The organism is Allostreptomyces psammosilenae (assembly GCF_013407765.1).
Classification (GTDB): Bacteria; Actinomycetota; Actinomycetes; order Streptomycetales; family Streptomycetaceae; genus Allostreptomyces; species Allostreptomyces psammosilenae.
In genome coordinates this window covers 570,470-593,776 of record NZ_JACBZD010000001.1, presented here as the reverse complement: position 1 = coordinate 593,776, position 23,307 = coordinate 570,470, and the positions used below count along the sequence as shown (strand labels likewise).

Genomic DNA, 23,307 nt, shown 5'->3' with positions numbered 1-23,307 from the left:
GATGTCTACGGATTTGAGGCCTCAGGCGTCCCTCCCGGGATGAGCGGTCGCAGGAAGCGGCTCGGGGTGTCGTGCCAGAAGATGGCGAGGGCGTCCCGTGAGCGTGTGGCGGCGACGAACAGCAGCGAGCACGCTCGCTGGAGTTCCCGCCGATGGCGGACCGGGTCCGTGCGCTCCAGGCGCAGAACCGCCTCACGCGGGACCAGACCCTCCCTGACGCCTGCGATGATCATCCGCTGGTACTCCAGCCCTTTGAAGCGGTACATGGTGCCGATGTGCACACCGCCGTCACCGCGTGGCCCGTCGGGCCCGATCTCAACCGCCGGGATCCCGTTTCGCGCGAGAGTCGAGGCCAGCTCGCTGGCCATCACATTGGTCGGTACGCAGACGGCGACCTGCTCCGGGGGGATGTCGTTCCACTCGGTGATCAGCTCCGCGATCCGTTGCCGTTCCGTCTCCCAGTCGGGGCTTTCGTGCACTGCGGGTCGTGCACCACTGAGCACGGAGCGGTAGCCCGCCAGGGTCTCGTCACCGCCGTCGAGGTCGTCGAAGTGCTCGCCGCTCAGCAAACCGAGCGCCGACCCGAGGATCTGCCGGGTGGTGCGGTAGCTCAGCGTGAGCCGGGCCGAGCGCCCGCGGATGTTGATGCCGAGGCTGCCCAGGGTGACCTGGTTCTGGTAGATGCGCTGATGGGTGTCACCGACGAGGAAGATGTCGTTGCGATCGTGGGGGACCATGGCGCGCAGCATCTTCCAGTGCCCCGGGCGCAGGTCCTGGGCCTCGTCCACGACGATGTGGCGATACCGGTAGCGCAGCCACCCGGCGGAGCCGTCCTGGAGATGGACATTCTCCAGGCCTCCCGCTTCCTCACGCCGCCGCTCGACGGCGCGCAGACGCTGCTCGCGCTCCATCTCCAGGCGGGCCGCCCGCTCGGCCACCTGTGCCCAGGTCTGCTGCCGGAGCCGGTCCAAACGCTGCGTGAAGCGCTCGGCCAGTTGCCAGATCTCGGCCCGGTCGCCCCGGCTGACGTTCCTGCCGCGTCCCGCCCGGCGTGCTCGGAAGTAGTCCGCGCGGGACACGACCGCCTGACCGAGGATCACCTGCGTCCACTCGTCGTGCAGGAACTCGGCGTCCCACCTCTGCTCGCCCACCTCGTCGAGCATTGCCTGCCACTCGCGGAGTGCGCGGGCATCGTCGATGGTCTGCTTGCTGCTGCCGGGTTCCGCCTCGCGAACGATGCGCAGCGCGAGCTGGTCCACGTGGCTGATGTCCACGCGGGAAAGCAGTTCCTCACCGCCGAGGTCCCGAAGGCGGGCACGCAGGTCCGCCGCCAGGTTCTTGTTGTAGGTGGTCAGCAGGACGGGCTTGTTCCGCCCCGGCGGCAGCTTGTCCACCAGGTGCTTCACCCGGTGCAGCGCGACGATCGTCTTGCCCGTGCCGGGGCCGCCGCCCACCCGGGCGGGACCGGAGTAGTCCCGCCGCACCAGCTCGGACTGCGTCGGGTGCAGCAGGATCTTCCAGCGCGCGAAGTCTCCGCCCTCCAGGGCGTCCTTCAACGCCTCGTCCGAGGTCGTGACGATGGTCGCCGGTCGTTCGACGGCGGCCTGGAAGTCCTCCGCGTCCACCGGCTCCGACGCGGAGACCGGGGCGGTGACCTGCTCCAGCACCTCCTGGTACGGCTTGCCGTCGTGGAGCGCGAGCAGCACTTCGCCGGTGAGCTGGGGGGCGTACTCCACGAGGCCGAGGAGCTGGTCCTCGGTGGTCAGGGCGCGGATTACGGGGATCAGCGGCTCGGCCACGCCAAGGGAGGTGAGCTGTTCGTCCGTCAGCCGGGCGAAGAGCGGTTCCGGCGCGGGGGCGACAGCCTGCCCGGCGGCCTCGGGGGCCCGGTGTGACGACTCCGAAGGCGGCGTCCCCGCCCCCCGCAACACGCTGTCCTCGACGATCTGCAGATCGACGTACTCGATGCCGCCGGTGATCCGGTTGATGCCGTAAGCGAGGCGATCGAGGTTCTCGTAGACGTGCTTGCGGTGTTTGACGGAGACGATCAACCAGTCCTCGGCATCGAGGCGGAGGAGGAGCGCACGGTAGTCGTCGGTGACGTACGCGGACCAGAGCCTGCTCTCCCCCTTGAGCTGCTTGAGATGGAGGCCAGCGGCCTGCGGATTCTCCTTGAACTTGTGCTGGAAGTCGAAGAACGCACCCTTGACCGTGCGCGGAAGCCGCAGGACCTCCTTGTCCGCTTTGTCGAGCAGACGCAGGGTCGCGCCCGTGGTGCTCATGTACCCAACCCCCCAGGGTTCTGTCCGTCGTTGTGCTGATCACGTGGTCCGCCGAGGGCGGACGACGCAGTGCCGAGCCGCTCCGCCAGCTCCTCCACGGTCCACTCGACCGCCGGCCGAACCTCCCAGCCCGCGGCGGCAAAGGCCTTGTCCCGATCCTCTGCCTCGAAGTCCGGCTCCGCTCCCCTGGGCCTGGGGGCGAGCACGATCGCGACACGGGCGGCCGGCCAGGCCAGTTCGGCCATCCAGCCCCGGTCGTCGAGTTCGTACCCGTCGGCGGGGACGGGCACGTCGAGGGCGGCCAGCCGCTCCGCCAGGGGAGCCAGCCCTGGTTCGTCCGGGTCGAGGTAGCGCAGGACCGCGCCCCAGGCCGAGTCCGCGCCCGTCACGGTGGTAGGCGCCGCAGGCTCGGAGGCCGCAGGGGCGGACGGCGCGGACGGCGCGCCACGGACCGGGGTCCGGCCCCCGGCCGGGGCAGGAGCCGCCCGCTGAGCGTCCACGCTCGACTCGGCCGACGCATCGACGTCGAGCCGTACCCGTGCGGAGTCCAACCATCCCGAGCCGCCCGTGACGGCCAGCTCCTCCGTCAAGAAGCCGTCCAGCAGACTCGTGGTCAGCTGCACACCGTCTCCGCCACCGTGCTCCAGGAACTGCAACAGGTTGCCCCAGTACAGCCAGGACCGCCAACGCTGCTTGTGCGCGTCCTCGTCGTCGACGGCCGCGGCGCTGTCGTCGACGACGGCGAGCGCCGACCAGATCGGGGGCGTGCAGCGGGTGTCGGCCACGGCCGTGACCGGGCAGCCCCGCCCCTCCGCCGCGGCGATCACCCGGATGGGGCCGCCGCCCCCGCTCGGGATGCCCCCGCGCAGTGCCGCGGAGATCTGCTCGCCCGCCCTGTCGGGTGCTACGGCGGCGGCGCGGACGCCGCTCCTCGGCCCGCCACCAACCAGGCCGGCCACGGCGGCCTCCGCCCGCGCCAGCCACCGGCCGGCCTCGGGGAAGCGCAGGTAGTGCAGGAGCTGCTCGACCGGATTGACCCACACGGTCTCGGCAAGCTCACCCGGCAGGCCACCGCGCACCTTGGCGTAGTAGCCGCGTGCCTGCGCCTGGCCGGCGTCGCCGTAGGGCGTCCACACGGGGTCCTCGCCGGGCGCGGCGGCCTGCCCGGTGTCATGCACTCGGGTCCGCCACGCCTTGACGTCGTGGTAGGTGAGCTGGAACACCAGCAGCCCCTGCGCCCGCAGGCGGGCGCGCTTGACGGCGTCGTCGGCCAGCCGGTTGTGCGCGGGACTCGCGTGGAACTCGTAGCCGTCGAGGTAGAGCGCGACCCGAGGGCCGGGGGCGTCGAGGCGCTCGAACAGTACGTCGGGGCGGGTCCCATCCAGGATGCGCTGCTGGGAGACCCGCCAGCTCAGCGTCGCCCCGTCGGCCGCGGTCAGCCTCAGATCAAGGGAGTGGGTGGCCGCCGCGGTGGTGTAAGCGTCGGCACTGGCGCGTGCGTCCGGCTGCTGCGCCCACTCCTTGAGTGTGTCGAGGAACATGACCTCCAGGTCGCTCTCGGCCTGCCGTTCGAGCGGGATGTGGTGGGTCGCGGCTACCGGGGAGGTCTTCCACGCCTCGCCGTCCTCGCCGAGCAACTCGTCCAGCATCTGCCGGACCTCGTTGCGGCTGACCCGGTCATAGTCGCCCGGGGGGACACGGCGCAGCAGGCAGCGGTGGCAGCCGTCGAGTCCCTTCTCGAGGCACGGACAGCTCTCGACGACCTCGCGGGCCTTGAGCAGCACCTCGCGGAACCCATCGGCCGTGGCAAGCCGGTGCAGGTAGCCGGTGCCACCGGGCAGTCGGTCGTGGACGACCAGGAAGCGCCGCGGCCAGTCGGAGTCGCCGCGGTCCGGCATCGAGGCGGTGACGATGTCGAGGTGATCGGGGTCGCCGCCGTAGCGGGCGGCGATGCCGGCGAACAGGGCGGCGGTGAAGGAGGCGAGCCGTTCCTTGGCGCGGGCCACCGAGGCGGGCAGCAGAATGCGCACGGCCTCGGTCACCAGCTCGTGCGCGAGCAACAGCGGGACGTCGGCCCCCCTGGTTTCCTCCGGTCCGCCGAGCGCGCGCGCCTTGCGGCGCGGGCACCACAGCATGTGGTGAGCGCCGGTCCGCACGGCCGCCGCGAGGGAGTCGGTGAGCGCGTCGCGCGGCTGGTCGAGGACCGGGCGCCCTTCCGCGGTCGCCCCGCCACAGCTGGTACAGACGTGGAAGGGGGTGAGCCGCACCTCCTCGCCCGCGAGGGAGACCGTGCCGCTGCCGTCCTGGCGGTCCAGGCCGAGGTTGAGCGTCCTGATCACGGCCCGCCGGGTGAAGTCCACGCCGAACACGGCGGTGTCGTGGCGCCACGAGCCGGGCGCCAGATGGGCCGGATCGATATCAACCGCGGTGACGATGGTGTACCGCCGGCGTTCCCGCTCGTCCTTGTCGTCCCGCACCCTGGCGTCGTCGCGCTTGTCACGGGCGAGGACCCGCCTCGGTTGCAGGACGTGGTGGACGCAGCCGGCGTCGGCAATCTCCCTGCCTCCGCAGCGAGGGCAGGGAGAGGCATCGGCCTGAGCGTCGTGGGTGCGAGCGTAGCCGCAGGCCGGGCAGATGCGCCATACCGACCAGGCGCGCCGCTCCGGGCCCCCGATGTCCAGGGCGCGCACTGCGTGCTTGTAGCCGTTGACGTAGAAGCTGCTGCCGGGGGCGAGTTCCGCCAGGGCGAGCCTGCGGGGGCGCTCGTACTCCCGGACCTCGCTGCGGTAGGTCCTCCCGACGCCGCCTCCCGCCTCGGTCGGCGCACCGTCCTGGGTGCTCCGCGGCCGGCGGTTCCGCTCGCTGTCCTCCCGTTCCTGCGACCAGTAGAGGGTGGCCTCCAGCCGGGTGGTGGTGTCGGTGAGGCTGTAGTTCGGCAGCAGTCCGAGTTCCACCAGGGCGCCGTGGGCGCTGGCCCGGTTCATGTCGCGCAGCGAGTCCCCCGTGGTGCGGCGCTCGGCCGCCAACTGGCGGTACTCCCTGTCCTGCTCGGGGTCGGTGCGGGCAAGGCCGTCCATCGCCGTGTCGATCGCCCGGATCCGCCGCCGCAGTTCCTCACGGCGGGCCGTCCAGTCCTCCTCCGCCTCCTGGAGCGCGCGGACGATGCCGCCCGTGGCGTAGGCACGCAGTTCCTCGGCGGCGTGCTCGGAGACGCCCGTGGCGGCGCCGCCCGTGGCCGGGAAGAGCGCGAGGAACTCCTCGACCAGGGCCGCGCCATGGGTCAGCGCCGCGTCCGCGAGCTCCCCACACCATCCCGTCGTGCCGAAGAGTGCGGACGCCAGCCGGGGGACGGGCTGCAGCCGTTCCCCGTCGGAGGTGGTCAGCGCGCCGCGGGCCGCGAGGTCGAGCAGGTGGGCCGTGTACTGGCGGCGCAGGATCTCCACGGCCGACAGGTAGCAACCGGGGGGCACGATGTCCCCGGCGATCATCTCCCTGGGGTCCTCCAGGTAGTACAGGTCGCGGGCCCGCCGGCCGCCGAAGGCGACGACCAGGGCGTTCCCGGTCCGGCGGCCCGCGCGCCCAGCCCGCTGCACGTAGTTGGCCGGCCCCTTGGGGAGCGAAGCCAGCAGGACGGCCGACAGGTCACCGATGTCGATGCCGAGTTCCAGGGTCGGTGTGCAGGACAGCACGTTGGGATCGGTGTAATGGGTACCGTCCCGGAACGCCCGCTCGACGCTCTCGCGCTGCGGCCGGGTGAGCATGCCGGTGTGCTCGGCGGTGACCACGCGGAAGGTGCCACCGGTGAGGTACAGGCGACGGTAGTAGTCGTCCCGATAGTCCCGCGACCGGCCGACGGCGAAGCCCCCCGCGCGGCCGGCCCCGGACGGAGGACCGGCCTCCTCCACGGGAGTCTGCGGTGCGGTGAGGATGCCGCTGCAGCGGTAGCGGAGGCACGGGTGCCCGTACCAGCGGGTGCGCCGGTGCGGGGGGACGACCTGCTGCCAGCCGCACGCCTCGCAGGAGACGAACGCCTTGTTGGCCACGGCGTCGCCGAGCAGTCGCACTTCGATGTGCCCCGGCTGCAGCCCGTAGACCCTCGTCGTGCGGTCCTGTGCGGTGCGCACCGCGAGGACGTTCTCCTCAGCGAGGAGGGGCAGCAGTCTGCGCAGGTACTCGGTGGCTCCCGCGGCGTCCAGGCCCAGGCACCGCCGGGTCCAGTCCTGGTACCAGCCGAGCCGGCCGGTGACCGTGTCGAACGAGGATCCGTCCTTCTGCCCATCGAGCAGGAACCGCGGGGCGGCAACCCCCTCGGGGAAGGCCGGCATCCCATCGGGCCTACCGCCCCAGATCTTGAAGCGGGTGACACCCGCGTCCCGCATCCAGGGTTCCAGCCACCGGTGGCGCACGCCGCCGCGCAGCCGCACCCGCTCCAGGAGCCCACGGACGAAGGCGAGGTATCGCTCGGGGGTCGGCAGTCCGTCGAGCGTGAGGAGCCGTCCGGGGAGCGACAGGTGCAGGTCACGGGCGAGCGCGGTGATCCGCTCCGGTTCGTCGACCCGCACCTCGGCGGCCGCCGTGCGGGTCAGCTCCAGGGTGCGTCCCTGTCGTGAGCGCAGCCCGAACTCCATGACGGTGGCGAAGGCGAGCCGCTCCCCGATGAGCCGCCAGGTGGAAGCGTCTCCCGCGGCGCGCCCCGACAGCAGCGCGTCCACGCCCGTCTCGTCGTGCAGGTCGGGAGGGACGACGGCGGCCAGGGCCTGCGGGTCGTCGACCGAGTCGAGGATGTTGCCGATGAGCTCGTTGAGCGCGACAGGCTCCCCGGAGTCCTCCAGGTTGTGCGCCAGCAGCGACCGCAGGGAGAACTTGTAGGAAGCGTTGGCCACGTACCCGGCCCTGTGGGCCGCATCCTGCGTCGAGTCGTTGAACAGCAGCGTCTTGCGTTCCTCCGGCACGAGGGCGATGTCACCGCCGGTGAACAGCTGCGTCACCGTCGCCGAGGCCAGCGCGGCCAGGGCCGTGCCGAGGAAGCGGATGCCGTTGTCGGTGCCGCAGGCCGGGCACCGGTCCTCCAGTGCGGCCCGGTCCGCGGTCTTCCGGTCGGTGATGGCCAGCGCGAACCACGCGTCGCGCGGCTCCTGGGCGTCCGCCATGGTCGGCAACCGGTACGTGCCCCGGGCGCCGTCGAGCACGACGACGGACAGCGGATCGACGGCGCCGGAGGAGGGCTTGGCGCCGGTCAGCGCGTCCAGCGCCGCCCCGGCCTCGGCGGGTGTGGCGGCGATGAAGTAGCGCAGGCGCCGCTTGTCCCGGCCGAGGCCGGCCCGCCAGATCTTGTCCTGCGCCATGACCAGCCGCTGCGGATCGGCCTCCGGGGATATCGCGGCCCAGCCGGATCGTCCGCAGTTGCGGCAGTACACGGCCGGCAGGTGAACCTCGGCCGGCCGAGCCACCGTGTCCATGCCCGGCATGGGGGCGGGCGGACGGGAGTCGGCGACCGGCCACCTGCCGGAGGTCTCGTCCTCGCCGCCGGCGGCCGGCGCCGCCGCCAGGGCCGCACGGCGCACCGCTGCGCGATCGTCCTCGTACCAGCGGAACTCGGGGACGCGTCCGACGCCCCGCAGGACGCGCGCCACCGGGCGCACCCACAGGTGGGCCTCGATGTGCAACAACGGACGCGGCCGCCTCACGTCGGAGGCGGGGTCGCGCGCCGCAGACAGCAGGGCGACGAAGCGCGCGAGAGCCTGCAGCGCGAGCCGTGGGCTCTCGCGCGCCGCTCGCCCCCACGCCCAGCCGAAGCGGCCGAGGCGGTCGCGCAGTTCCCACTCGCCGAGTGGTTCACCGTCCAACAGGGCCAGCACCGCCTGGGTGAATTCGTGCCGCTTCAGGAGACCGCCCACCGTGAAGGCGTCTAGCCCACGCCTGCCGAGCAGCCGTTCCGCCAGCCCGTCCAGGTCGAGCCGGCCTGGGCGGGTCTCCGCGAGCGGCCCACCCGAGCAGGTGATGACCTCCTCGGGGGTCGGCGGCTCCGGCAGGCCGTAGTCCACCGGGCCGGTGAACTCCTCCGCCCTCATCCGCTCCTCGCCGATCAGGGCGTCGGCCGGAAAGGGGGTCCCGAACACCTGCGCCGCGACGTCGAGGATTCCGTCGGTGTCGGCGTCGGGGCCGCTCGCGCCGAGCGTCGCCGAGGTAGCCACCGGGCAGATCGCGCCGAGAGGGCGCCCGGGCCGGCTCTGGCCGGTGGTGAAGGCCAGTCGTCGCAGCAGCATCGCCACGTCCGTGCCCTGGGCGCCGTCGTAGGTGTGGAACTCGTCCAGCACCACGTAGGCGATCTCGGCGTCCTGCCACAGCGCCCGGTCCTCGCCGCGCTGCAGAAGCAGGTCGAGCATCTTGTAGTTGGTGATCAGCACGTCCGGCGGCGCGGCCCTCATCTGCTCACGCCGGGTCATCACCCGGGGGAACCCCGTGTCGGGCCGGTCGCCGATGTAGAGGCCGGCGGTGACCTGGGCGAGGTCGGGGTGCGCCAGGAACTCCCCGATGCGTCCGGCCTGGTCGGTGGCGAGGGCGTTCATCGGGTACAGCAGGACCGCCTTCACGCCCGCCCGTCCGCGGGCCTTCTGCCGCCGACAGTGGTCGAGAACCGGGACGAGGAAGGATTCCGTCTTCCCCGAGCCGGTGCCGGTGGTGACCAGGGTCGGCTGCGCCGGACCGCGCAGGGTGCTCAGCCGCTCCCACGCCCTGGCCTGGTGGCGGTAGGGGGTGAAGGAGGGCGTCCATTCCAGGTGCCGCTGCCATCCGTCGTCGGCCGTGTGGAAGGGCGTCCTTATCCGCAGGTAAGGACCGCGGAAGATGCCGTTCTCCGGGTCCTCGAGGAAGCGTTCGAGGGCGGCCCGGGTGTCCTCGTCGGCGAGCGCGTAGGTCGTCGTGAGGTATTGGGTCAGACTGCCGCGCAGTTGCGCGGCGGCCAGTGTCGGCCTCACAACGGTCTCCCTCGCCTGGCGTCGGTTCGGTGGCGAGACCAACCGTATCGGCATCTCCGGAAGCGCCCCTCGGGCCGGCAGCCAGCGGGCCCCGGTCCAGCCCCGACCGTGGCCGGATATGCGTTCTTTCGCCACCGTTCGCCCGTCCCGCACCCTGCCGTCAGGGACGATCACCGCACGGTGGGGGGCTCCTCGTGGTTGGACCGGTCTACGTTCCCGCGCTGCCTGCCCGCGGCAGCGCCCTGAAGGCCTTCGCAGACCTCGCACCACGGATACGGGCGCGCACGGCGCCGCTGTGGACCGTCCCACCGCCCACGCCGCCCGAGCGCCTGCTGGGCCGGAGACCACCCGCCTCCGTCCATCCCACCCCAGCCCTTCTCGCCGAGCACCTGCGTGGCGTGCGACGCGCGATCACAACGGTGCAGCGGGCGGCACCGGCGTGGGTGGACGCATTCCATGTGGAGGACGCACCCGGGGCTCTGGACAGTCCCGGGCCAGTGGGCGAGGAACTGTGGAGGCTGCTCGCGGGCAGCGGCCTGCGGCCGGTGACCGGCCCCGACCGCGAGTTTCGGCAGCAGATCGCATGTGCGAAGGCCGCGTGGGCCGGGGGCCGCGGACTCGGCGTCCGCGTGCTGCTGGGCGAGCCGCCGGACGAGCGCCTCTCCGACTCGGCGCGCCTGATGCTCCGCCGCCTGGGCCTGCCGGCCGGCAGCCTGGACCTGCTGCTGGATCTCGGAGCGGTGACCGATGAGCATCACCAGGCCGACAAACGGGCGCTACTCGCCCTCGACCTGCTGCTGCCGCTCACCACCTGGCGGACCGTCGCGGTGATCTCAGGCGCCTTCCCCCGGTCGATACCGGACCACGCTCCGGACCCCTTCGTCGAGTTCGAGCGCCACGACTGGGACGTCTGGCACCTGGTCCGCGACAGCTTCGGGGTCCCAGCGGGGGACGGCCGCCCGCCGTCACCGTCCGCCTTCCTCTACGGGGACTACGGGGCCCAGCACACCCGCGGCTGCGATGAGCCATCGCGGCGCGAGGGCGGCCCGCCCTGGGGGGTGCTGCGCTACACCACCGAGCGGACCTTCCTGCTGTGCCGATTCCCCACCGACACCACCGATCGCGCCCGGATCGTCCGGGCAGCGGCACGACGAATCGTCGGGTGCGGTGACTTCCGCGGCCACACGTACAGCGCGGGCGACCGCTGGCTGTACGACTGCGCCCGGGGCTTTGGCAGCAGAGGCTCGGGCAACGCGGAAGGCTGGCTGCGCCACGGCCACGTCCAGCACATGACGCATGTGGTGGACCGGTTGGGGGCGGTAAGCCTGTGACAGGACACCCGATCGAACGCCGTACCGGCCGTCGAGCGTCGGCAGGCTAGGCCAGGTCCTTGAGGCCCCCGCCGGCACGTGTGCGAGCAATGAGGTGGCGAGGCCTCACGCGATCGGCACGAAGAGATGTGCTCATGATCAACGAAAGAATACCGCCGCGCCGTGGAGGAATGCAACAGCGGAGGGGCACAACCCCTCTCATCGCGGCCGGAGCCCCGCGGGACTTTCCCCACGCCCTGGATCTCGGCGCCTACGACTTCGCGATGGAGGTAGCCGCCGCCGAACTCGACCATCTCCGACAGGAGCTGCGCCGGTTGAGCAACGCCGGTTGAGCAACGACTCGTGGTATCGGCTGGCGGAACCCTCGGTGAAGGTCGTTCCGGGCCAAGCCGTGAACGATGCTTCGGAGGAGGGCTCGCGGCGCCCTGCCCCGCAGCGCGCTGCCATCGCGGCGGTCGCTCCGACAGCCCACGGAGGTCATCAGAACAACGGCCACTGACGCCGGCCGACTTGGAGACCGTTTCAGCCGCACAGAAGCGGAAGCGGTCGGTGGCCGAAAGCAGCGTCTCCGGCCTCCTCATCACTTCCGCGATCCTGTTGCCTGCACCGCTTCCTCTGATGCTTGCCGGCACGACCATCCGATTGATGTACTAGGCAACTCCGGCCCCGGCCGTGTTCTCGGGCCTGGTGTTCATTATGGCCACCGTTCCGCTCGCCACTGTCCTGGGATTCCTGCTCACGGCCGCCGGCTTGCGGATGACCTGGCGCGGCGACGACAACGCAAAACTCGGATTCGTTCTCTACTTCGTCATTTCAATGAGCTTGTTCGTCTTCTCGCTCGCACGAGCGCCCAGTGAGGGAAACCTCCTCGTGGCCATGGTCCGCTCTGTCGTCGGGTTCCTCGGGCCACTCTGAGCCACCCGCCTCGGAGTCGCGCGAGGACGATCATCCTCCTGACACGTCATGATTTGGAATGCTGCGGGGCTAGTCGTCGGAAGCCCACCTCGCCGCCTGAGTCCGGCGGCCCACGAGCTGAGCCGCTGCCGACCGTTGGCTCGGCGGCGACTCGGGCACGTACGGGGCGGCCCCGTCAGGCCCACTGCTTCAGCTCGCCGACGAACTCCGCGTACGAGCGGTTCAGGCCGACGGGACCTGCACGGAGCAAGCCGTGCTTCCGCGCTGCGGCGATGAGGTCCGGGCCGTCGCTCTCCCGGTACCTGGGGGCGGGCAGCTTGGTCTGAAGGAGCTCTTTCGGGTCGGTGAGCTGCCCGGTGTCCCGGCGGTGCAACTGGACGGGAAGCCGCCACCCCGGACGCACCGCGGGAAAGGCAGCCGGGAAGAGCAGCAGCCAGGCCTCCGACTCCCAGGCAGCGAGTGCCAACGCAGTCCCGCAGGGACTGTGCTTGGCCAACTCGGCCGAGATCGCTCGGCGCACTCGGTCGTACGTCTCATCCGTGACGCCGTCAAGGTCCTCATGGACCACTATCCCCGCCAGTCCCGCGCCTTCTCGCAGGGCTCGGGCCTTGGCCTTCCTGACCAACGTCTGTATGCGCTGGGTGAGATTGGCGCCCGTCGCGCTCTTCAGGCGTACATCGTCGCGGATCTCAACGACCTTGGCGCCGAGCGACGGACAGAACTCCTGGACCAAGTGCGTGACGATCTTCCGATCGTTTGCGTCCTCGCCCGCGACCACCAAGACGCTCCTCCGCCGCGATCCCTTGGCCGAGTTCCCTGACTTGCTCACAGGTCACCGCCCAGAGCACCGGAAAACCACAGCTCCCCCAGCGGAAGATCCTCGCTCTCCTCGACGATCGCCCGAATCTGCTCCGTCGAGATGGCCGGGATAACGGAGGCGCCGAGCCTGTCGCGCTCGCAGACCACGAACTCCTCCGGACGTAACCGGTCCACCAGGGCGGGCGAATGGGTGGCGACCAGGAACTGGCTGCGGGTGCTCGCCTCCCGGAGGCGGTCGACCAGCAACTCCAGGGCCTGGGGGTGCAGGCCGTGGTCTATCTCCTCCACACAGGTCAACGCGGGTGGGTTGGGGTCGTAGAGGAGGGCGAGGAGGCCGAGCAGCCGCACGGTGCCGAAGGAGGCGTCGGCCAACGGGGTGCCCCTGCGCAGGCCACGTTCGCGCAGATAAACGGTGACCTCGTCGATGGCGCTGCCGGCCGAACCGAACTCGATGTCCTCCAGGTGCGGCAGCACCGTTTTGACGTCTTCAAGAAGGCGTTGCCAGTTCTGCACGTCCTGCTCGCGCAGGTCCAGGAGGAAGTCGGCGAGGTTTCCGGCGTCCGGTTCGAGGTGCTGGCCCATCGTGGCGACGCGGGACGGGCGGCGGGCCGCGCGGACGTCCACGTCGAACACGCGGAAGGAGGAGAGCCGTTCAGCGACGCGACTGACCTCCGCACCGCCCTCAGTACGAGCGAGGCGGGGCAGCGTGGACAGGCCACTGCTCAGGCGCTGAATGCCGAACTGACTCTCTTCCGCGTCCTCGGTGGCGTGGGTCTCCACGACGGTGGCCTGCTCGCCGGAGATGGCGATCCGCCGGCCGCGTCCCCGTGTCCGCTTGAACTGGAACTTCTCGCTGCGGGAGAGGGTGTAGGCACCGTCCGGCCGCCCGGGGACGGCCCGGCGGCGGATGGTGAGTTCGTACTCGTCCGGAGCGCTCGGACTGGCGTGGGTGGTCCAAAGAGCCTGCAGCCCGATGCTCATGGTGGTCGGCGGGCGTTTACCGCCGCCCCAGAACGCGACCTCGTCGAACCCGCCCCGTGCTTCGAGGGCGGGTTCGAGGTCGGTCTGGATGATATCCGTGAGGAAGTCGAACACCTTGAGGACGTTCGACTTCCCCACGCCGTTGGGCCCGACGAGCACGGTGAGCGGCCCGAGCGGGACGGAGACCTTCCGCAGAGTGCGAAAGTTCTCCACGTCTAGGCGCAGCAGACGGCCTGTCATGAGGGGAACCTACCGCTCGGGACCGACCGTTCGGAAGCCTCAGCTTGAGGTGTCGGCGGACCCGGGCGGCGTCCACTCACCCCGTGCGATCGCCTCATCAAGCCGCGCGGAGAAGTGCGCATGCGCGGCCCGCATCTCACTCACCCGGTCGGCCTTGTAGAAGGGTGCGATGTACCCGTCCGGGGGCGGGGTGTTGGCCGGGTCCGCGAGGTGGTCGAGGAGGGCGGGGTATGTCTCCTTCTTCTGGCCGTGGCCGTAGGCATTAAAATTAGCAGCGATGCGGCGCCCCTCCGCGTCAAACCACATATCGCTCTCATATTCCACGAGTTGCGGAAACCTTGACAAATAGAGAGCGATTAGCTCGCCTGCCTGAATTCCCAACCAGACAGCAACGAGAGAGTCCAGCTCAACCAGCGCTGCTCGACGTTCACGTTCAGTACGGAGAGCACAACGACGCTCCCACTCGGGACCAAGGTGAGCGCATAGCCCTCTCAGACCTGGCCAATCTGCTGCCCAGCCTTCATGGACGGCCCAGGTCGCATCATAAAGCTCCGCCCACAAAGTGGCATAGGCAGAAGTCAAACAATTTAGCCGCAAAGTTCGCAGCAATAGGGCAGCAGCAAGGGGGTGACTCGCTTCGGGAACCGGCAACGCACGAGCATCGGCTACGTCAAGATGGCCACGACCACCGATACGCAAGGCATAATCCATAGGAAGACTTGCCCAGAAACCCGACACCAACGCCGTGTCGCGAACACTAGGCAACGCCATGCTTCGCACACCGTGAATATGCGACGGCCCAGGCGGCAGTAGCGCCACAAAGAGACTACGCTCCGTCGACGCAGGCACCATTTCGCGCCACGCTACGCGGAAATACTCTGTATACCGCTGGGCGCCCCACCGATCTTGCGCGCTGCGAAAATCATCGAGACTCGCGGCTCGCCGGTAGTCGGTGGCGGGAATCGCATCCGAAGGCAACTGGACCAGCGAGATCGGCTTGTCGACATGAGATGTAAATGGAGGCTGCTTCGCAATGGGTGTAGCCACAGAGAATTGCGGACCACGAAGAATCACCTCCTCCCAACTTTCAGGAGTAGAGGTTTCCCATCGAATCAACCCCGCATCCTTAGCGCCTTTCTCATCATAACCCCGACTAATCCAAGGTTCCAGGTCACCCAATCTCTGACTGGCCCGCGCCAACGCCGAGATAGCTTTCTGCTCCGACGTGGTAACTGGATATAGAATCCTCGTCGCTTCCAGGGGCGTACCGATGTCGCCAGAGAGCAACCTCCACTCAGCCAGTACCTCTCGGTCAACCTCGACTAGGCGAGCGCGATGAGGGCGCAGATCCCATGCCCGCTCATGCTTGAGCCCGGGCGTCTCTCCTCCACCATCGTGCGAGATGGACTCGACAAGTGAAACAGGATCGAAGAGCCAGCTCACATGCGTGAAGCCGACATCCTTCACACAACCATAAATATGAAGACCGAATTGCTTGTTCCAGTCCACTTCAGGAAAGATCAGTCGGCGGTTCTGAAAATGAGCATGGAAGCGGAGATGATTATATGCAGCCGCTCGCAAGGCACCCTCTTTCACTCCTCCAAAATGACTATCAGGATGAATCAGACCGATCATGCCACTCGGCCGCAGATTTTGCCATGTTCTACACATGAACGCCCTGTACAGATCAGGCTGCGTGCCCACTAGCAACGGATAGGTCGCCGAGTTACTCAGCACCGACACCGCACCGGCATTACTTGCCAACTCTCCGAGAAAGAAGGGCAATTTGGCGTCGCTCAGCACCTCATACTTTCGGAGTCGCCATTCCTGCGCACTCAGCCTCTCCGCCAGCATGAACCACGGGTCCAACTCTGCCAGGATGACGTCCTCCTGCCACCTCGGCCGCACCCACGGGGGATTGCCAACCTGGAGGTCGTATCCTCCTCGCTCGAAGACCTGGGCGAACTCCAGCTCCCAGTGGAAGAAGCCCTGCTGGTCGGCGATGTCCCTTGCCTTCGCCATCCAGGGGAAGCGGCTCTCCAACCGGTGCGAGCGCTCCATGCCCATCAGGTCGGGCAGGGCATCCTCGTACGGCGTGAGCTCGGTCAGCGACGCGAACTCACCGATCAGCGACTCCTTCGGCACGTCATGCGTGCCGAGCAGGGCCTCGGCGAAGTCGAGCCAGTCGTCGAGCTTCGCCAGGGGAATGACCGGCCGCCGCTTGTCCTTCACCGCCTCCTTGCGGCGGCCCATGCGGCGCCTCTCCACACTCTCCCGCGTGAGAGTGAGCTGCTTGGGATCGGCCGTGAAGCCCGGGAGCACGTCCTCTTCCCAGGTCATCAGGATGCCGTCGTCCTGCTGCTCGTCCTCGTCATCCGTCGCCTGCGCGACCACGGCCTCGAAAGCCGCCGACTGCTCGGCCAGCTCCACCGCCTGCTGATAGCGCGGATCGCTGCTGTCCAACAAGCCCACATCCTGCACCGGCCAGAACCACAGGGCGCACCAGGCGTCCATCAGGGTCTTCAGCCGCCAGTAGGGCGTGTCCACCGCCTCCAGGTCGGCCAGGACCTCGTCGCGCTGCACCGCCTCGGTCGGCCGGCGCAGCCACTCCTCCTCGGCACCCCAGACGTCGATGCGACGGCTGATGTCCCGCTCGGAGATCTCCAGGCGCCGCACGACGAGCTGCCACAGGTACTCCGCCCGGCGCGCGAGCGCCTGCAGGCGGGTCGCCTGGGTGGCGGTCGGAGCCTTGGTCACCGCCCGGCGCCAGGCAGCCAGCGCCTTGGCGTCGTCCGGCGCGAGGGTCTTGGCCTCCCGCTCCCCCGCGACCGCGCCCCACTCCTTGGCCGGCAGGAGGAAGTGGTGCACGGCGCCCTCGGGCAGCGCCTCGCCCCCGCCGGCCTCGGTCAGCGGGAAGCGCTCGGGCGTCGTGCCGAGCCAGGCCGCCTTCTTCAGCTTCTCCGCCGGGTAGATCTCTCGGCGGCCACCGATCAGGGAGTTACCCCTCCGCAGGTGCAGGCCGAACCAGGGAGCCTCCATGCCCGGGTGCATGGTGTTCAGCCACAGCGAGACCTCGGCCAGCTCCACCGCCGTCGCGTTGAGGTCCACGCCGTAGCAGTTGTGCAGGGCGATGTATGCCTTCACCCGCTGCAGCTCGAACGGGTACCTCTCGGTGTCGATCGGCGTGCCCAGTTCGTCCTGCCGACGGCGCAGGTACTCGGCGGCCACCTGGTTGATGGCTTCGTTGAGGAAGGCGCCCGAGCCCAGCGCGGGCTCGCAGATCTTCCAGTCCAGCAGCTCCCGAGCGGGCGTCACCGTGCCGTCCTGGTCCAGCCGGTACTGCAACGCGAGCTGGACCGTCACCCGGGTCAGCGACTCGGGGGTGTAGTAGGAGGCCGAGGTCTGGCGCTCGCGCCCGGACAGCCGGTAGACGAAAGTCCCCGGGAGGTAGCGGACACGGACGTCCTCGCCCGTCTCCTCGTCCCGCCGGTGCACGAACACGTTGTCCGGGTACTCGTTGGCCCTGGAGACGGGCACCAGCCAGCTTCCGTCGGCGGGGTCTCCGTTCTTGGCGACCTCGTACAGCTCCTCCCCCGCGACGAAGCCGGAGTAGGACATCAGGCCCTCGTAGACGGCACCGAGCTGGTTGATGCCCAGCTGGGCGTAGGAGATGAAGCCGCCCCGCTCGCCCTTGCGCCCCTTGGTGAGCATCAGCAGACGCAGCACGCGGTAGAGCGTGGCGTTGCGCAGGCGCGTGTCCAGGTACCGGGGTTCCCCCGGCTCGTCCTGATCGTGCCGGGGGTCGGGAATGGCGGCGCGGCCGATCAGGCGGATCGATTCGGGTTCGAACAGCTTGGAGTGCAGGGGCTCGAACCGCAATCCGACGTCCTCAGACTCCTGCTCTCCCCCAGCCGCAGGGCCGTGGGTCCGGCGGGAGCGGTAGCCGACCTGGACCTTGCGGAAGAGCAGGTCCAGGGACTCGTACAGGTAGAAGCCCTCGCGGGCCTTCTCACCCACCAGGTCGCGCTCGGCGACCAGTTCGCCGAGCCGCCCGAGGCCGTAGCCCTGGTGGTACTCCGGATAGTCCGAGGGCAGGATGCCGAGCTCTGGCCGGGCCTCGGCGTAGAGCAGGAACAGGATGCGGTACAGGTAACGCAGCGACTCACGGGTGAGCTGCTTGGCCAACTCGGGGAGCTCGCATACTTCCTCGGGTCGCACGCCGGCCGCGCGGATGCGGTCCAGCACCTCGTTGGCGATCAGCTCGACGGACTGGCGGAGCCCGTCCCGCAGCTCGGAGGAGACGCCCACCGCGTGCTTGGTGGACTTGTCGACGAGGCCGGCGAGGGGATTCTCGCCGCCTTCGACCGGGGTGCGCAGCGAGTCGGCGCCGAACAGGGCGGCGATGGTGTCGAGTTCGCCGCCGGGCCTGGTGTCGTTGCGCTCCAGGGCGAGGTCCAGCGCGGCGGCGAGGTAGCGGCCCTCGCCCCAGGCGGCGCGGTCGGCGAGGACGACGACGCCACCGACCAGCAGCAGCACGTACCGGGGGGCGTCGGCCGTGGCGAAAAGGAAGGAGGCGAGCTTGGAACCGGTGGTGACGGTGTTCGCGGCATCCAGCGTGACAGGGTGCAGCAGCCGGCCCGGCCCCTCCGGGTCGAGCGCGGCGTCCGGTTCCGCAGCCCAGCCGCAGTCGAGGGCGATCAGCCCGGGCTCGGCGTGGGCGACGCGGACTTCGTAGGTGTGGTCGGCGCGTTCGACGGTCAGGATCTGCGGCTTGGCGTCGTAGCCGAGGGCCCGCAGCACGGAGGTGTTCAGCGCCGCCGCCCGCTTGCACCAGGCGGGCGAGCCGTACGTCACGGCATCGTCGTCTTCCGCCGCGGCTGCGGCGAACTCGGCGCGGGCGGCGAGGTAGCGGCGGCGCAGCGCGCGCAGCCCCATGCGCGGGGTGACGGGGAGGGCCTCCGGCGCGTCGGTGTCGTCCGTCCGCCCGCCTTGCCCCGCTTCCCCGTGCGGGTCCCGTTCAGTGGCCTGGGCCCGTTCCTGGGCCGCCTTCGCGGATTCCTCCCGTTCCTTCCAACGGGTCAGCAGTCCCGACTTCAGGTCCTTGGGGAGGACCTCGGCGAGGTAGTGGGCGGAGAAGTAGTCGCCGCGGTTGACCAGGGAGTCGTACGTCATGTCCGGTGAACCTTCCGGGTCAGGCGCGGTCGGCGGCGGAATCGAGGACGGCGAGGACGCGAAGCATCGGCCGGCCCTTGGTCAGCAGCGAGTCGGCCAGGTCGGCGAGCCGGTCCAGCCGGTGTCTGGTGCGCTCACCGGTGAGTGTCGGCTGTTCCCAGACCCTGAGCCGCTCCTTGTACTGCCTGATGGGGCCCTCCAGGGCCCTGTCCCACTCCGCCCGGCGGTGGCCGAGGAACTCCTCGGCAGCCTGGAGGGCGTCGGGGATGCCGGCGTTCAGGGCGTCCAGATCGTGGGTGCGCAGCGGGTTGGCCATAGTCGGGCCGACGCCGGCACGGCGCAACGTTCCGACCATGTCGTCGGTGACGTCCCGGCCGGTGACGGCCATCCACTTCACGACGGTGGGCCGCCCCAGCGCGTTGGAGTAGACGCCCTGGATCAGGTAGGTCGGCGCGGCGACGTCGGCGGTGATGACGGGGGCCTCCTGACGGCCCAGGCGCACCAGAACCTTGTCGGTGAGCCACTCCACGACCGGGTGCAGGTCGGTGAGCAGGGAGATCTCGGGCCAACTGGACGCGGAGGAGGAGCGGGCCCTGGCGAGGGAAAGGTCAGCCAGCTTGCGGTTGAAGGTCACCAGCAGGCGATCGTGGAGGCGCTGCTCGCGCCGGTAGTCCGGCGGCAGCGTCTTCAACCGGTGGGTGAGGTCGGTGGGCGGCCTGAAGGAGATCAATCCGGTGTCCGGGTCCTGGTCCAGGTCGAGCTGTCGCTGGGTGTCTGGGAACACCTCCCGCAGGGCTTCCTCCACGAACTCGCGCGTGCTGGCGAACAGGCGCGGCACGTCGGCCCGTGGCGGGGCGCTCCCGGTGTCGCCGTCGCCGATGCCGGAAACTTCCTCGCTGTCGGTGTCGATCAGCGAGTCGGCCACGGGATCGAGGGTGGGATCGACGGAGCCGAAGAAGTCGGCGAGGAAGTCGGCGGCGTCCCCTCCGGAGGTCGCGGACGCCTCCAGGGACTCATCGACGGACCGCCCGCGCAGCAGGTCTTGCACAAGGGATTTTTCCTCCGCCTCCGCACGGTACAGACCCGAGACGGCCTCGGCGGTACCCAGGCTGCGGTGCGCCTCGTCCTCGCGCTCCAGCAGGCGCTCGGCGACGGTGCGGTCGTCCTTGGCGTCAGGCACCTCGGAGGTGAGGATCAGTGCGCGGAACTGCGGTTGGTGGGTCTGGCCGTAGCGGTCGATGCGGCCGTTGCGCTGCTCGATACGGATCAACGACCAGGGCACGTCGTAGTGCACGAGGTGGTGGCACTGGCGGTGGAGGTTGACACCTTCGGAGGCGACGTCGCCGGTGAACAGGATGCGCACAGGGGTATCGGCGAGGCCGAACTCCTCGACGCGGCTCATCTGCTGCTCGTCGGTCAGGCCGCCGTGCATCACGCGCGCCGCGTCCTCGGCCGCCCGCCCCTTGAATCCGAGGGCCGGCGGCACCACCTTGCGCAGCCACTCCAGGGTGTGCACCCGCTCGGAGAACACCACGACGCGGGTCTCGCTGCCCGGGCCGACGCCGATCTCCCGGAGCTGCTCGACGAGGCCGGCGAACTTCGCCGAGTCGGCCTCCGTCATCCCTTCCGCCAGGCCTTTGAGGCGCTGGAGGGCGGCGACCTCGGCACCGTGCGCCCCGGAGACCGCGGCGTCCTTCGCGGTGAGGTTTTTGATGCGGGCGTCCACGGTGGCAGTGAGGGCGACGTGGGAGGAGAGGAAGGACTTCAACAGGGTGTAAGGAAACAACCGGCTGTCGCTGACGGAGGCTCCCTCGGCCGGCAGCCACACCTGCGCCAGTTCCTCGAAGATCTTCTCCTCGGCCGGTCGCGCCGGACAGTGCACCGACCGGGACGGGCCGCGGTCGGCCCACTGCCCCCGCATGCGGTCGCGGACCTCAGGGCTGACCTTGGTGCGCCGGATGAACAGGTGCCGGATGTCGTCCGCGTCGTACCGCTCCGGGTCTGGGATCGCGGCCGGGTCGAGCAGACGGATCAGCTCGGCGAAGGAACGGGCGTCACCGTTGTGGGGGGTGGCGCTGGCCAGGATCAGGGCATCGGTGCGGGGAGCCAGGAGCTGGGCGAGCTGGTTGCGCAGGGAGCCCCGGTTGATGAGGTTGTGCGACTCATCGATCACCACGGCGTCCCAGGTGATGCGCTCCAGGTGGTGCTTGTACTGGTCGGTGTTCTTCAGCGTGTCGATGGAGACGATGACGCGCTTGAAGTAGGTGAAGGGGTTGCGCCCGGCCGGGATCTCGCGCTGGATGCGCTCGATGCCCACCGAGTCCAGCCGGATCAGCGGGATGGCGAAGCGTGTCCACAGCTCGTGCTGGAACTGCTCCAGGACGTGTTGAGGGGTGACGACGAGGATCCGTTCACCCCGGCCGCGCCTGATCAGTTCCGCCAGCGTCAGACCGATCTCCAGGGTCTTGCCGAGGCCGACCACGTCCGCGATCAGCATGCGCGGGCGCAGGTTCCGGCCGGAGAGGGCCAGCTGGGCGGGGCGCTGCTGATAGGGGAGCGCGTCGAGCAGGAAGGTGTCGGCGAGGGCGAGGCCGCGCTCGGACTGCGGCAGCGGGGTCTTACGCAGTACCGCCTCCAGGAAGAGGCGGCCACGGCGGAAGTTCGGCGAGTCGTCGGAGATCAATCTCGTCCGGCGCGGGTCCATGAGCTCGACTTCGTCGAGCCCGGTGAAGAAGACCGCCTCTTGGTCGCGCACGAACTCGGAGATGCCGACCGCCTCGATCCGGTCGCCGTCGTCTGCGGTGCGGGTGGCGTTCCGTACGAGCCATTCCTCGTCGCGCACGACGATCTGCGCGCCCGGCGGGAACCGGGGGCCCGACTCCGGGTCCCCCTGCTGGCCCCCGCTGTCGACGGCGCTGCCCTGCTCGACGGTCACGCGTCCCTCCTTCGGATGCTGATGTCTATCGCGCTGCCGCGGTGCCGTGTGGTGGTGGTCGCCGCTGCGGCTCAGAACTTCGCGCCCCGGGCATACGCCTCACGGAGCTGCCGGGCCACCCGCCGTGCCTGGGCGGACGCGCCACCGACGGTATGACGTCCGGACCCTGGGGCGAAGGTACGCGTGCTCGGTTCCGGAACACTGCCCAGGGGCGTAGGACCGTCCTGGGGGACCGATACGGCATCCGGCGTGGCCGGCGGCGAGTCGACGGGGGACGGGTGGTCGGCCGTTGCAGGGGCGCCGGCCGTGCCTGGGCCGGCCGGCTTGGGGCTGCCCGCTGTCCGGGCCGTGAGGCGGCGTCGTGCCTGGGCGACTGTGAGCCCTTGCGCCTCGATCAACGCCCGGCAGCGCTGGACGACCTCCGTGAGCGGCGGACGATCGGCCGGACCGTGCGAGAGCATCACGGTCAGCAGCGGAGCGAGCTCCTGCGGAACGCCGTCCAAGTCCGGCATCTTGGCAGGGTCAGTGATCAGCCGGAAGAGTACTTGGATGTTCTCGGCGTGAAAGGGGTAGTGGCCGGTCGCGGCGAAGAGCAGGACGGCACCCAGGGCGTAGACGTCGACGGAGGTAGTCAACGGCCGGACGCCGTCCGCCTGCTCCGGGGCCATGCAGGCCGGTGTGCCCATCACCGTGTTCGGTGCGGTCAGCGAAGCACTCGACTCCATGAAGACGGCCAGACCGAAGTCGATGATCTTGGGACCGTTGACGCCGAGGAGGATGTTCGCGGGCTTGAGATCCCGGTGCAGCAGGCCCTGCCTGTGGACTCCCACCAGGGCCTCGGCGAGTGTCGCCCCGAGTGACGCCGTCAGCACAAGCGGCAGCGGACCGTGGGTACCGATGTGCCTTCGAAGGTCGGGGCCGTCCACGAACTCCGTGGCCAGCCACGGGCGCTCCGCCTCGGGATCGGCGTCGAGGAAGGCCGCGATGCGGGGCCCGGCGACCGTTTTGAGGATCTCGACCTCCTGGGCGAAACGTGCGCGCGTCTCCGAGTCGACCACCGACGGCTTGATCACTTTGACCGCGGCGGGCTCCCCGGCCGGCGACTCACCGAGATAGACCTGACCCATGCCGCCGTGACCGATCCGACGGAACAGTTCGAATCCACCAATCTCGGTGGGATCCCCGGGACTCAGGGGTGTCGATTCCACGGACACCTCCCCTCCCCTCTGCCCTTGGTCACTCGGTACGGCCAACCGTCAACGTTAGCCCAGTCGGTGGCACGAAGGCGGACACGCCCGCCCCGGCCAACCGCGACCGCCAGGTTGATCTCACCATCAGGAAGAGCGGATCACAGCAGATCAGGCAGAAGGATCCTTCCAGCTTCCCCGCTGCACCACGATCACGGCGGTGATCGACATCGACCGTGGGAAGTTGTGAGAGGCAGCCCCCGGAAACGATCGAGGGCCCTGTCCCACCGTAGTGAAACAAGGCCCTGACCTGCGACTTTGGAGTTACCTCCGAGTCGGGACGGCGGGATTTGAACCCACGACCCCTTGACCCCCAGTCAAGTGCGCTACCAAACTGCGCCACGTCCCGGCGCCCGGTGGTCAGTCCGGGCAACGGACAGAACCATACCCCACCAGCGGGTTCCCGGG

Annotated in this window: 9 protein-coding genes and 1 tRNA gene; 2 read left to right on the top strand and 8 right to left on the bottom strand. The window is 69.7% G+C overall.

Features of this window, described 5'->3' with window-relative positions:
- Positions 1-5: 5 nt before the first annotated feature.
- Positions 6-2,282, bottom strand: a complete 2,277-nt coding sequence (locus FHU37_RS02260; RefSeq protein WP_179812540.1) for a UvrD-helicase domain-containing protein — start codon at positions 2,280-2,282, stop codon at positions 6-8.
- On the bottom strand, positions 2,279-9,259 hold the full coding sequence (locus FHU37_RS02255) for a DEAD/DEAH box helicase family protein (RefSeq protein WP_179812539.1): 6,981 nt from the start codon (positions 9,257-9,259) through the stop codon (positions 2,279-2,281). Before FHU37_RS02255 ends, FHU37_RS02260 begins: the two co-directional genes overlap by 4 nt.
- Here FHU37_RS02255 and FHU37_RS02250 point away from each other — a divergent pair.
- Together FHU37_RS02250 and FHU37_RS02245 are read left to right on the top strand one after the other, a co-directional pair.
- Positions 9,247-10,590 carry a beta family protein gene (locus FHU37_RS02250; protein WP_312892382.1) on the top strand — a complete coding sequence of 448 codons (1,344 nt, stop codon included), beginning with the start codon at positions 9,247-9,249 and terminating at the stop codon, positions 10,588-10,590. The genes FHU37_RS02255 and FHU37_RS02250 overlap by 13 nt on opposite strands.
- A gap of 672 nt (positions 10,591-11,262) precedes the next feature.
- Complete coding sequence (locus FHU37_RS02245) at positions 11,263-11,505, top strand: hypothetical protein (protein ID WP_179812537.1); 243 nt, start codon at positions 11,263-11,265, stop codon at positions 11,503-11,505.
- Between the two features lie 175 nt (positions 11,506-11,680).
- Here the strand turns inward: FHU37_RS02245 and FHU37_RS02240 are convergent, their stop codons facing one another.
- The 6 genes from FHU37_RS02240 to FHU37_RS02215 all read right to left on the bottom strand — a co-directional run bounded on the left by FHU37_RS02240 (position 11,681) and on the right by FHU37_RS02215 (position 23,248).
- Positions 11,681-12,283, bottom strand: coding sequence for a hypothetical protein (locus FHU37_RS02240; protein ID WP_179812536.1), 603 nt, complete (start codon positions 12,281-12,283; stop codon positions 11,681-11,683).
- A 47-nt stretch (positions 12,284-12,330) separates the two neighbouring features.
- Positions 12,331-13,545 carry an AAA family ATPase gene (locus FHU37_RS02235; RefSeq protein WP_179812535.1) on the bottom strand — a complete coding sequence of 405 codons (1,215 nt, stop codon included), beginning with the start codon at positions 13,543-13,545 and terminating at the stop codon, positions 12,331-12,333.
- Positions 13,546-13,584: 39 nt separating this feature from the next.
- Entirely contained in the window at positions 13,585-18,717 is a 5,133-nt protein-coding gene (locus tag FHU37_RS02230) for a DNA methyltransferase family protein (RefSeq protein ID WP_179812534.1), read from the bottom strand.
- Positions 18,718-18,736: 19 nt separating this feature from the next.
- On the bottom strand, positions 18,737-21,652 hold the full coding sequence (locus FHU37_RS02225; RefSeq protein ID WP_179812533.1) for an SNF2-related protein: 2,916 nt from the start codon (positions 21,650-21,652) through the stop codon (positions 18,737-18,739).
- Positions 21,653-21,723: 71 nt separating this feature from the next.
- Positions 21,724-22,860, bottom strand: a complete 1,137-nt coding sequence (locus tag FHU37_RS02220) for a serine/threonine-protein kinase (RefSeq protein ID WP_179812532.1) — start codon at positions 22,858-22,860, stop codon at positions 21,724-21,726.
- A 314-nt stretch (positions 22,861-23,174) separates the two neighbouring features.
- Positions 23,175-23,248, bottom strand: a tRNA-Pro gene (locus FHU37_RS02215).
- Positions 23,249-23,307: the final 59 nt, after the last annotated feature.

Coding starts and splice junctions, on each gene's coding strand:
- FHU37_RS02260 (WP_179812540.1), bottom strand. CDS start 2,282: ATGAGCACCACGGGCGCGACCCTGCGTCTGCTCGACAAAGCGGACAAG.
- FHU37_RS02235 (WP_179812535.1), bottom strand. CDS start 13,545: ATGACAGGCCGTCTGCTGCGCCTAGACGTGGAGAACTTTCGCACTCTG.
- FHU37_RS02230 (WP_179812534.1), bottom strand. CDS start 18,717: ATGACGTACGACTCCCTGGTCAACCGCGGCGACTACTTCTCCGCCCAC.